The sequence below is a fragment of the Dyadobacter luteus genome, from assembly GCF_003383615.1.
In the GTDB taxonomy this organism is placed as follows: domain Bacteria; phylum Bacteroidota; class Bacteroidia; order Cytophagales; family Spirosomataceae; genus Dyadobacter; species Dyadobacter luteus.
The window spans coordinates 184,529-197,545 of the sequence record NZ_QNUL01000002.1 but is presented as its reverse complement, the minus strand read 5'-3'; the positions used below and the strand labels follow the sequence as shown (position 1 = coordinate 197,545).

The 13,017-nt window shown below is 43.1% G+C and carries 14 protein-coding genes; 11 read left to right on the top strand and 3 right to left on the bottom strand.

Translation table 11 applies throughout. The features are described 5' to 3' along the window. Positions 1-487: 487 nt before the first annotated feature. The gene (locus DSL64_RS03680; RefSeq protein WP_115829303.1) at positions 488-1,033 is read left to right on the top strand and encodes a hypothetical protein; all 546 of its coding nucleotides are present in this window, start codon (positions 488-490) and stop codon (positions 1,031-1,033) included. A 484-nt stretch (positions 1,034-1,517) separates the two neighbouring features. Next, positions 1,518-2,675: an acyltransferase family protein gene (locus DSL64_RS03675; RefSeq protein WP_115829302.1), complete on the top strand. Its 1,158-nt coding sequence runs from the start codon at positions 1,518-1,520 to the stop codon at positions 2,673-2,675. Positions 2,676-2,890: 215 nt separating this feature from the next. Here DSL64_RS03675 and DSL64_RS29505 read toward each other — a convergent pair whose 3' ends face one another. Continuing rightward, a complete protein-coding gene (locus DSL64_RS29505; protein ID WP_199539323.1) occupies positions 2,891-2,998 on the bottom strand; it encodes a PDDEXK family nuclease in 108 nt (35 codons plus the stop codon). 933 nt (positions 2,999-3,931) lie between these two features. On the opposite strand from DSL64_RS29505, the gene DSL64_RS28810 reads away from it, so the two are divergent. The 3 genes from DSL64_RS28810 to DSL64_RS03650 all read left to right on the top strand — a co-directional run bounded on the left by DSL64_RS28810 (position 3,932) and on the right by DSL64_RS03650 (position 6,781). Continuing rightward, complete coding sequence (locus tag DSL64_RS28810; protein ID WP_147300325.1) at positions 3,932-4,174, top strand: hypothetical protein; 243 nt, start codon at positions 3,932-3,934, stop codon at positions 4,172-4,174. A 263-nt stretch (positions 4,175-4,437) separates the two neighbouring features. Further along, positions 4,438-5,634: an endo-1,4-beta-xylanase gene (locus tag DSL64_RS03655; RefSeq protein WP_229216944.1), complete on the top strand. Its 1,197-nt coding sequence runs from the start codon at positions 4,438-4,440 to the stop codon at positions 5,632-5,634. A gap of 82 nt (positions 5,635-5,716) precedes the next feature. Then, complete coding sequence (locus DSL64_RS03650) at positions 5,717-6,781, top strand: alpha/beta hydrolase-fold protein (protein WP_374755821.1); 1,065 nt, start codon at positions 5,717-5,719, stop codon at positions 6,779-6,781. A 373-nt stretch (positions 6,782-7,154) separates the two neighbouring features. Here DSL64_RS03650 and DSL64_RS03640 read toward each other — a convergent pair whose 3' ends face one another. Next, positions 7,155-7,586: a 4-fold beta flower protein gene (locus tag DSL64_RS03640; RefSeq protein ID WP_115829296.1), complete on the bottom strand. Its 432-nt coding sequence runs from the start codon at positions 7,584-7,586 to the stop codon at positions 7,155-7,157. A 253-nt stretch (positions 7,587-7,839) separates the two neighbouring features. On the opposite strand from DSL64_RS03640, the gene DSL64_RS03635 reads away from it, so the two are divergent. After that, positions 7,840-8,100, top strand: a complete 261-nt coding sequence (locus DSL64_RS03635) for a DUF3072 domain-containing protein (protein WP_199539322.1) — start codon at positions 7,840-7,842, stop codon at positions 8,098-8,100. A 599-nt stretch (positions 8,101-8,699) separates the two neighbouring features. Here DSL64_RS03635 and DSL64_RS28905 read toward each other — a convergent pair. After that, positions 8,700-8,849: a hypothetical protein gene (locus DSL64_RS28905; RefSeq protein ID WP_158547867.1), complete on the bottom strand. Its 150-nt coding sequence runs from the start codon at positions 8,847-8,849 to the stop codon at positions 8,700-8,702. Here DSL64_RS28905 and DSL64_RS03630 point away from each other — a divergent pair. The 5 genes from DSL64_RS03630 to DSL64_RS03610 all read left to right on the top strand — a co-directional run bounded on the left by DSL64_RS03630 (position 8,848) and on the right by DSL64_RS03610 (position 12,789). After that, entirely contained in the window at positions 8,848-9,399 is a 552-nt protein-coding gene (locus DSL64_RS03630) for an antirestriction protein ArdA (RefSeq protein ID WP_115829295.1), read from the top strand. The genes DSL64_RS28905 and DSL64_RS03630 overlap by 2 nt on opposite strands. A 306-nt stretch (positions 9,400-9,705) precedes the next feature. Next, positions 9,706-10,065, top strand: a complete 360-nt coding sequence (locus DSL64_RS03625) for a hypothetical protein (protein ID WP_115829294.1) — start codon at positions 9,706-9,708, stop codon at positions 10,063-10,065. Next, positions 10,034-10,396 carry a hypothetical protein gene (locus DSL64_RS28900; RefSeq protein WP_115829293.1) on the top strand — a complete coding sequence of 121 codons (363 nt, stop codon included), beginning with the start codon at positions 10,034-10,036 and terminating at the stop codon, positions 10,394-10,396. Before DSL64_RS03625 ends, DSL64_RS28900 begins: the two co-directional genes overlap by 32 nt. Before the next feature lie 546 nt (positions 10,397-10,942). Continuing rightward, entirely contained in the window at positions 10,943-12,031 is a 1,089-nt protein-coding gene (locus DSL64_RS03615) for a sensor histidine kinase (protein WP_115829292.1), read from the top strand. Beyond that, positions 12,028-12,789: a LytR/AlgR family response regulator transcription factor gene (locus tag DSL64_RS03610; RefSeq protein WP_115829291.1), complete on the top strand. Its 762-nt coding sequence runs from the start codon at positions 12,028-12,030 to the stop codon at positions 12,787-12,789. The genes DSL64_RS03615 and DSL64_RS03610 overlap by 4 nt, the downstream gene beginning before the upstream one ends. Positions 12,790-13,017 lie beyond the last annotated feature (228 nt).

The window sequence follows — 13,017 nt, the reverse complement described above, 5'->3', positions numbered from 1 at the left end:
TTTTTTCACGACGAACTCAGGGCAGGCACGCGCACAGAATTAAGCAGAAAATGTGCTCCTGCAGGACATTGGCCAGTAGCACCGGAAAAACAGGCCGCAGCGGCATACCGCTATGAAAATACACACCTGTATCTAACAATTTGTCCGTTCAATAATCAAGGTTTTGCGGCATTTCTACCCAAACTCGACAGTGCATCTTTCGAATGGTTTGTACAAAAAGTAGAAGATACTATAGCGCAAAACGAGGCTGCCCGCGCAGTCACTTTTTAAATGTGCCGGGCCTGGGTGGGAAGTAGTAACATTCCGGCGAGAGTGAGAAACGACAACCTGAAACATGATTCCAGATATTCCAGAAAGTTTTAAAACATTTCATTATTTGTAATTATACCATTATTTATTTATAATATTGATGTAGTAAATAAACTACAAACTCATCAAACTATTTTATGAAAAACTAATTTTCTCAGCTGCGATACTATTGGCGACAATGGTAACCTCATGTACTGACAATCGAATCGAAAGCCAGTCACAACAGGAAATCAGTAAATCCGAGGCCGATAATGCCGGTAATGCGTTTGTAAGGCAGGCAATTGACTCCAACAACGCGAAACAAAACCTTGTATCATCAGCCCGCAGCTCTGGCGGGGCAACTTGGTACTTCACACCGTATGGCTATCAAATGACCGGCTCTTTGACAAGCTATTCTAAAGCAGTTTCTGCTTATATCAGTAATACCAATAGCTTTCCGATTATCGTCGCCGTTACCGGGCAGCTTCGGATCAACTCACCTAGTTTGAGTTGTTCAGGCGGCGGGACTTGTATGTGGGATGATTCACCGAGTTACACAAATCCATTCGGATATGGGGGTGGCAGAGTTATTCTAGGTCCCGGCGTTTCGGCTACTTTGAATTTTACAGCTGAAATGAGAAGCACGTCAAGTGTTGAAGGTTGGCTATGGATTGAGCACATTGCTCCCACTCACATTGCCAACAATCAGACAGACGATTTTATTTACCTGATCAGAGGAGTGTAGTTTTTGTCAGGGGTACGAGTAATGCTACCCCTGTTTTTCTACGCGTCTCTATAAGGACTGACCCATCCTTAATTCATTCCATAACAGCATCGCGTCAATTGTAATCACTACGTTTACCGAAACCTGATCTGGTCTCAGAGTATCCGTGCGCCAACCAGGGCAAATCCTTTTACCTATCCTTTAACTGGCCTGCGCAATATCTTTAACGAAACAAGACAGCAACCAAACTAAAATCTACTTTTTCTCGTCTGCAAAACCATCATCCTGTAAGCGCCGGGGTATGTGTTCACAAAACTGACCGGCGCTTCAGCAGCTAATTACCTTCTGATAAGTAATAAAAAACCTTGAATACACATGCTAATTAATCGTTAGAATGCAATGGCATTTTCTTCGTTGTCGTTATTTTGCACCCTATCTGTAATTGATCATATTTGACTTTGCCCGGCATTTTGTAATTTGCACATTTAGCCATAACCCGTAATTGATGCATCCTTCCTTTTCACAGTCAGCTTCCGCTGGCCAGTATCCCAACAGCAAAGTCCTTTACATCGATCATCTCAAAGTGCTGCTCACCGCACTGGTCATAGTACACCATGCCCTTGTAACTTATGGCGCTCCCGGCGGCTGGTACTATTTTGAGAAAACCCAGTCGGCCGGCGCAACCATTCCTATGACAATGGCCGTAAGCGTTAATCAGTCCTTTTTTATGGGCTTTTTCTTTTTTCTCTCCGCACTCTTTATTCCCGGTTCCCTAAAACGTAAAGGGAGCGCAGTTTTCATCAAAGATCGATTTTTCAGATTAGGAATTCCAGTGATTTACTATTCTTTGATACAGGCCACAATTATGAATTTTCTGGTTTACCGCTATGGACAAAACCATGATATTTCATTTACACAGTTTCTTTCAGGTTATGACGGGTGGATCGATGTTGGCGTGCTCTGGTTTGTGCTCGCCCTGCTGCTTTTCACTCTATTTTACCTGGTTTGGACCAGAATCGCTAAACCTGATTTTAAAGACCTGCCACTACCATCGCTTCAACAAATTCTGGTTTTCGCTGCAGTGCTTGGGCTCATCACTTTTCTGACCAGGACTGTTTTTGCGGTGGGCTGGGTTTTACAACCGCTGGGGTTTCAGCCAGGACATTTCCCGCAGTACATAGCGATGTTTGTTTTTGGATTGATTGCAGCAGAAAACCAATGGATCCGGCAAATTGACCGGCAGCATTACCGAAAGCTGACCATCTTTATTTTTTGTATGGTTTTCATCGGCTTTCCGCTTATTTTTTCTCTTAAAATTGTCTTTGGACAACCACTTGAATGGTTTGTGGGCGGGTGGCATATGGCCGCACTACTTTATGCATTCTGGGAACAGATCATAGGTATTTCCATAATGGCAGCCTTGCTGGCAATTGGAAAAAATAAGTTGAATGTGCACTCCCGCTTCATGGATAAAATGTCGCGCTGCGCCTTCGCCGTTTACATTATACATCCATTTGTGCTGGTGGTACTATCGCTTTTACTCAAAGACTGGGCAATAGACCCCGCTGTTAAATTCCTGATCGTGGCACCGCTAGGTATTATAACAAGTTTCCTGTTAGGTTATCTTGTTGTAAAAATCCCGCGTGTTAATCAAGTCGTCTAGGAATGTGTGGCATAAAGAGCAATTTCAATTTTTCAGAAAAACTGATGCAATTCTGATGAACAGATCAGGACCGTGGCGTTCATAGACCGAAATTTCGGTCTATGAAGCTAATAAACTGCTAAAATCATCTCCCAATAGTGCCAAGCTGGACGTGCATTCAAAGGCTGATAAAAATACTCTCCAGAACAGAGACTGTTCAATGATAACGCACGGCGCTAGCCAGGTAGCCGTGGATCATTTTTTCGGGAACGGATACCCAAGCCCCAGACTGCTTTCCTTAAAAGTATTTCAGATTTTGTATTCACACCCCGGATTTTCGCCATTTTTTCACCTGGGCCCTGTTGTGGCGAACCCATTGGCTTTATTGAACGTGGGTACTTTTATTTCTTCCATAGGTGTTTTATGAAGATGGAGAAAGCTTATAAGAATATTATAGCATATGATATGGCTATTTTGAAAGGCAATGAGTAACTAATGGAAATATTAAGAGAACTTACTAAAGGAGTGAAATTATGCGAAGTAATCATCACTAAAAATGCTTTAATGGCTTGTCTTACAAGGCATAGTATAAGATTACATCTCATTATAAAAAAGTGATGATAATCCGCAATTGTTTTTTCTCCTGTCACTTCATGCCATTTACTTACGGGTAATTGAGAAGTAATGATAAAAAATACAATTGTTCGTTCAGGTGCGCACAAGATGGTGTTTCCCCTTACTGAGTTTTTTGATCCGTAACGGACACTCGCTGTAACTCGCCAGTCATTTCTTTAATAATTCCATTCACTATAACACTTTGGGCACTTAGTTTCGGCAGAGGGCAGATACATAAAAAACAAATCATGCATGCGGTCAGACGCAGCTGATTTCTAATCCAGCGAACGGAATAGCAAAATTTTTCCATAGATATAAATATGAATCACTGAATAACATATACCATAATATCATGTACGCAAAGTAAAAGGGTTACTTGGATAATTATTTAGCACTGCTGATCAAATATCCAAACAAATTGCACAGTCAAACAGGATTTTATAATGATGTGATTATACCATGTAAAATTAGTAACTAAGCGGCCTGTCATCTATTAAAATGGATCAACCCACATGTCTGTTTACCTGCAATAACATTTTCAAACTATATCCTCGAAGCCACGCAGTTCCAGTGATCAGAGACAGGAGCGACATTTTAACAGAAACCTACCTGAGCAACAACACTCATGTATTCTGGCTCACTTCTTCAAGCGAATCAATCTTGTGTGGTTAAGGGAATTCGACTGGACCATCTCCAACTCACGGACAGACGATTTGCAGTATACGCAAAAATACTTCCGCGCACTTTTTATCTGGTCAATCGTAACTGCACTAGCTCAAATGTTCAAAACAATGGAACAAATGTTCATTCCATACGTATTCGGCTACATTCAGGCTGACTATCTTGTACCCCATGGCAGGTGTTCCAATCTGACGAGACAGACGTATATCCATATCAGTTATTAACATTCCCTGAGTCAGTGAACCTGTCCGATGATAAACAAAGTATTCCGCATGGACAGCCCTTAAAAATAATATTTTTAAAAGTTTTTCTTGGAATTTTAAAAAAAATACGATCTTTGCTTTACGGTGCCATTCATTATTGGTCAGTTTAATCTTACTGGCACTTTTTTTGACACGCGTTAGCAATTGCAATCAAACATAAGCACGTTAGAAGTTACTGTCGGTCCGGCATTGACGATCGTAATCAATACATACGCATCGCAGTCATGGTTATCTGGCAAGCAGAGCGGCCATTGTATCTGCTTTTCATCAATTGTTCCAATAACAAACCCGGTAATCCCACAACGCCTATGCTGAATCATTTAAATAGATCGTTCGCAGTTTACATATTTAGCTATCTGCTTGTGAGTGCCGTCCATGGCCAGCAGCAGCGAGCTCCCAGCGCCCACACACTTAGAGACCGTTTCCGGGATGATTTTATGATCGGAACGGCTGTAAATGCCAGGCAAGTTCAGGAACGTATTCCGATGGAAACACAGCTGCTGGCTACTCAGTTTAATGCAATAACGCCTGAGAACGTAATGAAGGCGCAGAGCCTTCAGCCCCGCTGGAACAGTTTTAACTTTGAGCAGGCCGACCAGCTCATCGAATTCAGCAAGAAGTATCACATGAACGTAAATGCACATACGCTGATATGGCATAGCCAACTGCCTCGCTTTGTGCGCTCTTTGCAGACTGCAGACTCGTTGAAACTCTTTATGTCCAATCACATAAATACTGTGGCTGGCAGATACTACGGAAAGGTTCAGTCCTGGGATGTTGTCAACGAGGCATTAAATGAAGACGGCACACTGCGCAAATCCGTGTTTTATGACAAGTTAGGAGAAAACTATATCATAGAGGCATTCCGCCTTGCTCAGGCTGCCACACCCGGCACAGACCTGTACTACAATGATTACAATAATGAAAAGCCCGCCAAAAGAGCAGGCTGTATAGAAATTATAAAAAAAATTCAGGCGGCGGGAGTAAAAATTGATGGCGTGGGTATACAAGGACACTGGCATCTGGGACAGCTACCGATCAAAGATATCGAAGAAAGTATCCTTCAATATGCTGCCTTGGGCCTCAAAGTTGCGATCACAGAACTTGATATTGAAGTACTTAAACGCAATTTTCAGGGTGCAGAAATCAGTCAGCGAATGAACAGCGATCCCTCGCTTGATCCCTACAAAGAAAGTCTTCCGGATAGTATACAGCAGCGCCTGGCCGAAGATTACGATGCACTATTTAAATTATTCGTAAAACATAAAGACAAAATCGCCCGTGTAACGTTCTGGGGAGTCCACGACGGGCAAAGCTGGCTTAACGGCTGGCCTGTGGCAGGAAGAACTAATTATCCGCTGCTATTTGATCGTCAGTATAGGCCAAAACCTGCTTTTTATAAAGTTATAGACTCCGAATAACAGTTTTTTTAATACTCACCTATAACCAGCATCTTAAAATTAGATGAACACTCACGCCCTATCCATTATCTTAGCAGCATCTATGACCGTCTCAACGGCATGGGCTCAGACCATCACAGAGGATTTCAAGCCTTCAGAGCTTAATCAGCCAGGACAACAGTATCCACAAGTGAATTCTCAGGGTTATGCCCGCTTCCGTATCAAGGCGCCACAAGCCGATAGCGTAAAGGTGAGCCTTGGCCTTGGGGGAAGAGGGGGTACAAGATTAACCAAGGACACAGATGGATTCTTCACGGGTACCACTGAAGGCCCTATGGATGAAGGATTTCATTATTATCACCTGACGATGGACGGAGCGACTGTCAACGATCCTGGCGCGATGAATTACTACGGCTCGATCCGGTGGGAAAGCGGCATTGAAATCCCGGCACATGATAGAGAGTTTTACCAGCTCAAAGATGTACCTCATGGCCATGTGCAGCAGGTTTTGTTTCCATCCAAAAGCACCAATACATCCCGCCGGGCTTTTGTCTATACACCGCCAGGGTATGATAAATCAGATAAGCGCTATCCTGTGCTCTACCTTCAGCACGGCTGGGGAGAGGATGAGACCGCGTGGAGCAATCAGGGCCGGGCAAACCTGATTATGGACAACCTGATTGCAGAAAGGAAAATTGAGCCCTTCATTATTGTGATGACCTACGGAATGACCAACGAAGTGAAGATGGGCAAAATCAGAGAATTTAAGATTGAGCCCTTTCAAACTGTGCTGACCCAGGAGCTGATACCTTACGTAGATGCTACCTTCCGTACGCTAACCGAACGCCGCAGCCGCGCGATGGCAGGTCTGTCGATGGGCGGAATGGAAACGCGCACAATTACCTTAAACAAGCCTGAACTGTTTAGTTATTACGCGCTTTTAAGCGGCGGTGTATATGCTCCACAGGACCTGAAAGATAAACCTAAACCATCGCTGGTATTTCTGAGTGCAGGTAGCAAGGAGAGACCAGACGGAGTGCGTAATGCGGCAGCTTCACTGAAATCTGCCGGTTACAACGCAGTTTCATACGTGTCTGAAGGTACTGCACATGAGTTCCAGACATGGCGCCGCAGTCTGTACCAGTTGGCTCCATTATTATTTAAATAATTATTGATTTAAACCATTCGCAGACGTTGGATACTTTCCTGTTCAAAAGTCTGCGAATCACTCCAGCTTCGGGGATTGCGGTATATCTTCGGAGCTGTTACCGCTATTGCAGATAACTTCCGCACGTCTCAAGGCCAAGCGCTGAGCGTGCGCCTGCTTCCAATCTCCAAAAGTATTTCTTCCTGCTTCACAGTTTTTCGCTGATTCTGTCTCTGCGAACCCGAAACCCTTGTACTGAGTCAGATACCCGCTTGTTATGAGAGCCGGCAGAATCCCTATTCCGGAAAATCCTGGTAAAAGACATGCATCTGACCCAATAGCCTCCAATTAGCTTTAAACAAGGCGCCATTCTATACTGCCTTTTCAGATCAGTTTACTTGATTCCACCAGACAAGAATGCAGTTAAAGAGGTTTTGCCCCAACCGATCTTCCATATAGGCTGTAAAGGCGATATCGGTGTGACAGGCCGGATAGGTGTGATCTTCTGCATGCCCTTCATTGGTTCAATTTTGGTGATCATATTAGCTGCGCCATCCCTGGCACCCACCGCGCATCCTTTCTTATCGTAAATGACTCCGTTTTCATACCAGCCCAGAAAATTTCCGTTGAAGCCGATTACACACGCATCATTTCCTTCCTGTTCTATGAAAGCTACAGGTTTGCCGTCCCACATATAAATGGTCGCTTGCTGGTCATAATCAATGTAGGCCAGCGGATCTCCCCCACTATTAAATAGTGATATCTGTTGTGCAAATAATGTTGATACCGAAAACAACGCCGGGATCAGGAATATTATTTTTTTCATTCTCTGGAAGGATTTAAGGGTTATGTATGTGCCCGGCTACGTAAAGCCCAGACAATAGCTACACCAGTAATGATTCTGTCGCGTCGCAATTTATTCAATCCTTGTTTGTCTTGTTGATATTCTTTCAATCACAATGACAAAAAAAGGTAAAATGCCTGAATAACCATGGCCTGGTACAGGTCTGCAAGATATGGAAAAATGCTGCTCTGCCTGGCGTAGTTTTTGTATCTGCCTGTATAAACAAGAAAGAATCATGGCAAACACAGAGAAAAAATCAGGGGACGAGATTCAGCAGGACGCTGAAGACGCCCAGACATTGAAAGGATCTAATACGGTGAAGGATCCTGATGAATGGACAACGGGTCAGGAACCGATGACGGGCGCTCAGCAATCCTATCTGAAAACGTTATCAGAAGAAGCGGGTGAAGAGCTCGACACTAACCTTACAAAAGCTGAAGCTTCAAAACGTATTGACGAACTGCAGCATAAAACAGGCAGAGGCCTTGCCAACTAACGCATCAACCGATAATCCGGACAAGGCATCTATCTGATTGCACTTGTCCGGCTTTTTATTGCCCGTATAAATAAGAAGTACGAACAATCCGTTTCCAGTAAGATAAAGTTAATCTTCAAACGCAGAGTTGATCTACTAAAATTTCACCAGTTTTTTGCAGGAAGCCAGCCGTTTTATCTCTGCCAGACATCTTACTTCGAATAACCTTAACTTGCCATTTTTGCTGCAACGCTTTCATTCGTGAATTGCCGCCCCGACTGCTCCAAAGCACTGAAGCTACGCCTTCAATCAGCTTCCCTTGTTGATCTTTTAAGCGTGTACTTTATATATACTCTGCCTCTTCAAAACACAAATTCTCTCAGAACGGATCACTGAAATATCCTAAGTCATACAAAGAATGACATTACTTTCAAATTACAAGTAGAAAAATACATCTTCTTTATTCTGCCCCTACCCCGCAAACATCAGCATTCCTATTTGAAACCAACTCACTTTAAAAGACTTCCCTAATGTCTTAAGACCCACACAGCCACAGGTCATATCGAAAGTTACAGAATTCATACTGACGGCAGCAAGTCTTCGCCTTGCCGGCAGCTCATTTAGCCATCTGCTCTTACCCCACCCGCCGTAAAGGTGCCGCCGGACTTGCAACCAGGGGGCTTTGCCCCGTCAGATTTCTTCTGTGCAGGGCCAGCGAATGCCCAGGGCAGGTGCCGGGCGCAATTGATCTTTTTAATATTTAAGCGCATGAAAGCTACAGTTGAATTTCGCATTTACGTTGGTACTTACGCCAAGTACAACAATGGTTCAATCTTTGGATCATGGTTGGATTTATCCCAGTATCCCGGATCCGAAGCATTTTATCAGGCCTGCAGCAAACTGCACAAGGACGAATCAGACCCAGAGTTCATGTTTCAGGATTGGGAAGGAATGCCTGATTTTCTGATCAGTGAAAGTTATCTGAGCCCTTTGTGCTTTCAGTATCTGGATATAGTATCGGATATGGAGCAGCACCGCGCTGAAGCGTTTGAGATTTATTGCAGTCAGATCGCCAGGTGGTCTGCAGATGGCGACCTGGATGAGCAGCTTCAGAATTTTGATGAATGCTATCAGGGGTATTATGCAGAGTCCGCAACAGATCCCCAGCTGGAATATGCATATGAGTATGTAGATCAGACGGGAATGCTTTCAGATGTGTCCCCGACCGTTCAGAGGTACTTCGACTACGAAGCATTTGCCAGAGACCTTTTTATGGACACTTACACTCAGATTAACGGTCATGTGTTCTTCGATTACTGACCAAAAGGGCTACGGCCCTTTTTTATGTCTGTCCCGTCTCTGACAATTCAGTTTATTACCTGATTTGAGATATGCTAGAAAGAAAAAGTACCGATAACTCAGAGGTAAATAGCTATTAGGGGCTCTGGCGTATTGAAGAGAAATTTCTTTAAGCGCAATGCAACGGGTTAAAATGAAAATTGTGTCTAACAACTAGAAACCAATAGATAACGAATTTTAACCCGTCCCGGATACCATCGAAAAAGTGGTAGCCGCATTCGGCTAATTAAAAGTACAAACGCGATCCGTAAAACAATTACCCTGACAATGATGACAAAGCTATGTTTTTGGATTGCGTACATGAGCGAAACCGGTGGCAGACGGCGGTTCTCAAAACTGTCGGTTGCTGTAACACTTTTATCCTTGTTGTTTTGCCTCACTTACGGATTCACTTTTCAAAAAAAGAAAACAAAAGTTGGTAAATCTCACATCAAAAGTTTTTCCACACGAAATAGTATTTCAATAGACGAATATAAAGAGTTGAGAAGATTTGCTGATTTAGAGAGAACGAAACGAGTTTTCGAACATGACAATTTAAATGGCAGTTATACTCTGGATAGTATTCGTATTGTAGGGAAGAAAAATCTTGCTATATATGCTGAACCAATTCAGGATTCGCTACAATAACCGGAAAGCCATACAGTGCAGGCGGCATCCTGGTATTGCAGTTGCGGATAGATTGGTGATCCGGTTTGCAGGTAAACCGAGGAATGACATAGACAGGCGCATTCGCAAGTACACTAACGGATACATAGACATGAATATACATAGACCAAGCCTAATTGGCGTAGCTTCTGCTTTTCTGTGGAGGTGCAACAGTGATGAGATAATCCCTGCGGCTGAAGAGCTATTTCCAGTCGAATATACTTTTGTGAACGCATCAGCCAATCAGCTCCATACGGTCAACCTTACCGCACAAACTCATTTCCCCAAAGAGCAGACCACTAATATTCGCTAGAAAAACTTTGTAGGTGTCAAGGGTTCCGAATCTGTTAAAATAGTTGTTGATACCAGCGCAAGCACAAAATCTTTCGGGTACATTGGTTGTAAAACCCAGCTTCAGGTAAATGTAACCGAGAGACGTCCCGGCGAGCTGCTTATATTTCTAAATGGATCACAGACCAGGACTCCATACAATCAAAAGAAAATGCCCACGTGATATTTACGTGGCCAACCGACACGCTGAAGGCTACAAAGATCCAAGGGCATACTTAGCTGAATTGTAAATTCTAACCGCTTTCTATTACCAAACAACGCTGTGAGCTGCAACATACCCACTCGCCACAGCCGCTTTGTCACAGCCCAAATCAATAAGCGGCATGCGGGTCATGTCTTTTATTCTTGAACCGGCACGCTGACGTGAAGTACATATGGTTTATTATCACATTTTCCCTTAGGATTATTGGATATAAAAGCGATGTTTGCTTATTTGTGAGCACATACCTCCTGTATTCATTGAAATCTTGATGAAGAGTGCTGAAAATTCGATCACTAAGCCTGCGTTATGTCCTTTGATCTGGTGAGCTTTTGGCGGAAGAACAGGTATTTGAATATAGGAAAACACCTATTCCTCTGCTGGTTATATGGCGTGTATATTATTTCTGATTTCTCGGTAACTGCGGGAACATCTGGCAATGACAAATGGAACAATATTCTGTTTATCAGCATTTTTTCAGTCATCATACTATCAATCTACTCGCTCAGATTTGCTCTGAAACGTAGCTTGCCTGACAAGTTTTACATATTTGCCATCGTGGCAATCTCTGTATATCTTTTCAACTCCTACATCATTTATTTCGCATTCAAATTTATATCTTCTACGCCAAATCCATCCCGATTTGTCCTGTTGGGCTGGCACAGAATGCAAGCTGAATCTTTTTGGAGCATCCCCTTTAATCGCTATCTGGACCTTTATATCTGGGCCCTGACGGGAAACTACATTGTCATCCCGATCGCCATTATTGGTATAAGCAACACTTTTTCTTATTTCAATCGGATTTTACAACTTCAAAGAAACAACCTGAGCTTAGAACTAGATTTTCTACGCGCTCAACTCAATCCGCATTTTTTGTTCAACAGTTTGAATAACATCTATTCGATGGTTGAAGAAACCAACGAGTTGGCCGGAAATACAATTCTGAAGCTCGCTGATTTGATGCGCTATTCGCTCTATGAGTCCAGCTCACCCAATGTGCTGCTTTCACGGGAAATTCTGTTTCTAAAGGATTACATCGAGCTGGAAAAAATCAGGCACACGGCCGGTACGCATATTAATTTCCAGGCAGATGGCAACTTCGAATCTTACCGGATACCTCCCTTTCTGCTGATTCCATTTGTGGAAAATGCATTTAAGCATGGGCTGAATGCGGTGGAGAAAAAGTGGGTAGACATCCTGATTCAAATTGCTGATTCTAAACTCACCTTCATGGTGAGCAATAGTAAGCCCACTTCAAAAACAGAGGCGACACAAAAGGGCGGAATTGGCTTGGCTAACCTGAAAAAAAGATTGGATCTCTATTACCCAAACCTCTACGAACTAAAAATTGATAATTCTGCTACAGAATATCGTGTCCTGCTACGTATCGACCTATGATTAAGAAAGAAATCTCCTGTGTAATCGTCGATGACGAGCCACTCGCGCAAAACCTGCTGTGCAGGTTTGTAGAGCGCCTGGATTATCTGAAGCTTCTTGGTATATATCCTGATGCGCTAAAAGCGCTCAATGCGGTCAGGAGTCTGAAGCCTGACATCCTGCTGCTGGACATTTCGATGCCGGAAGTGTCAGGCATGGAGATGATCAAAATGCTGGGAGCTTCAAGACCCTACGTCATCTTCACGACTGCGTATCCGAATCACGCAGCAGAGAGCTACGATTTTGAAGCCACGGACTATCTGGTCAAACCTATTTCTTTTGAGCGGTTTGTCAGAGCGATCAACAAAGTCTCTGAGCAAATGGAGCTGCAAAGCAAAGTCTGGGGAGGTCAACTTGACAGCAGTGCCCCTGCTGCGACAGAATCCGTAACGCCTATGGATAATTTCTTTATGGTTAAAAGTAATAAAAAGCTCATCAAAGTGAACATCGACGACATCGTGATGGTGGAAGGTATGAAAGACTACCTCAAAATTAATCTGGCCAACTCAATGATTGTCATCCATATGACGTTGTCAAAAATGGAACAGATTCTGAAAAGCCGCCAATTCATCAGAGTCAACAAATCATATATTGTAAGTGTAAAGGAAATCAAAACGATCGATGGAAATGAAATGGAGCTTTCTAATAATCAGAAAGTAACGATTGGAGCTACCTTCCGCGATCTGGTACTTAGAAGTCTGCAGGGCAGAATTATCTAGTTTCGTCTAAAAATTAATCTGGTTCATCTAAAATATTTTTAAATTAAGACTGTACCCCGTTTGTTTGTAGCCGTACTTAACTAAATAATTGATACCACAATGCTTAACAACCACCAAACAACTAAGCTGGAGAGGAAAAGAATCCTTTCGCTTAAAGCCAAAACTGCTGTTAAACCTGGTAACAAAGCTGTCACGGAAAGTACTACCCTGACCGAAACCATCTTCTTT

What these genes read in the sequence shown, in the direction of transcription:
- DSL64_RS03675 (WP_115829302.1), top strand. Translation starts at nt 1,518, where the DNA reads ATGCATCCTTCCTTTTCACAGTCAGCTTCCGCTGGCCAGTATCCCAAC.
- DSL64_RS28905 (WP_158547867.1), bottom strand. Translation starts at nt 8,849, where the DNA reads ATGCGCTTAAATATTAAAAAGATCAATTGCGCCCGGCACCTGCCCTGG.
- DSL64_RS28900 (WP_115829293.1), top strand. Translation starts at nt 10,034, where the DNA reads ATGCTGAACCAATTCAGGATTCGCTACAATAACCGGAAAGCCATACAG.
- DSL64_RS03650 (WP_374755821.1), top strand. Translation starts at nt 5,717, where the DNA reads ATGACCGTCTCAACGGCATGGGCTCAGACCATCACAGAGGATTTCAAG.
- DSL64_RS03615 (WP_115829292.1), top strand. Translation starts at nt 10,943, where the DNA reads ATGTCCTTTGATCTGGTGAGCTTTTGGCGGAAGAACAGGTATTTGAAT.
- DSL64_RS03640 (WP_115829296.1), bottom strand. Translation starts at nt 7,586, where the DNA reads ATGAAAAAAATAATATTCCTGATCCCGGCGTTGTTTTCGGTATCAACA.
- DSL64_RS03635 (WP_199539322.1), top strand. Translation starts at nt 7,840, where the DNA reads ATGGCAAACACAGAGAAAAAATCAGGGGACGAGATTCAGCAGGACGCT.
- DSL64_RS03610 (WP_115829291.1), top strand. Translation starts at nt 12,028, where the DNA reads ATGATTAAGAAAGAAATCTCCTGTGTAATCGTCGATGACGAGCCACTC.
- DSL64_RS29505 (WP_199539323.1), bottom strand. Translation starts at nt 2,998, where the DNA reads ATGGCGAAAATCCGGGGTGTGAATACAAAATCTGAAATACTTTTAAGG.
- DSL64_RS03680 (WP_115829303.1), top strand. Translation starts at nt 488, where the DNA reads ATGGTAACCTCATGTACTGACAATCGAATCGAAAGCCAGTCACAACAG.
- DSL64_RS03630 (WP_115829295.1), top strand. Translation starts at nt 8,848, where the DNA reads ATGAAAGCTACAGTTGAATTTCGCATTTACGTTGGTACTTACGCCAAG.
- DSL64_RS03625 (WP_115829294.1), top strand. Translation starts at nt 9,706, where the DNA reads ATGATGACAAAGCTATGTTTTTGGATTGCGTACATGAGCGAAACCGGT.
- DSL64_RS03655 (WP_229216944.1), top strand. Translation starts at nt 4,438, where the DNA reads ATGGTTATCTGGCAAGCAGAGCGGCCATTGTATCTGCTTTTCATCAAT.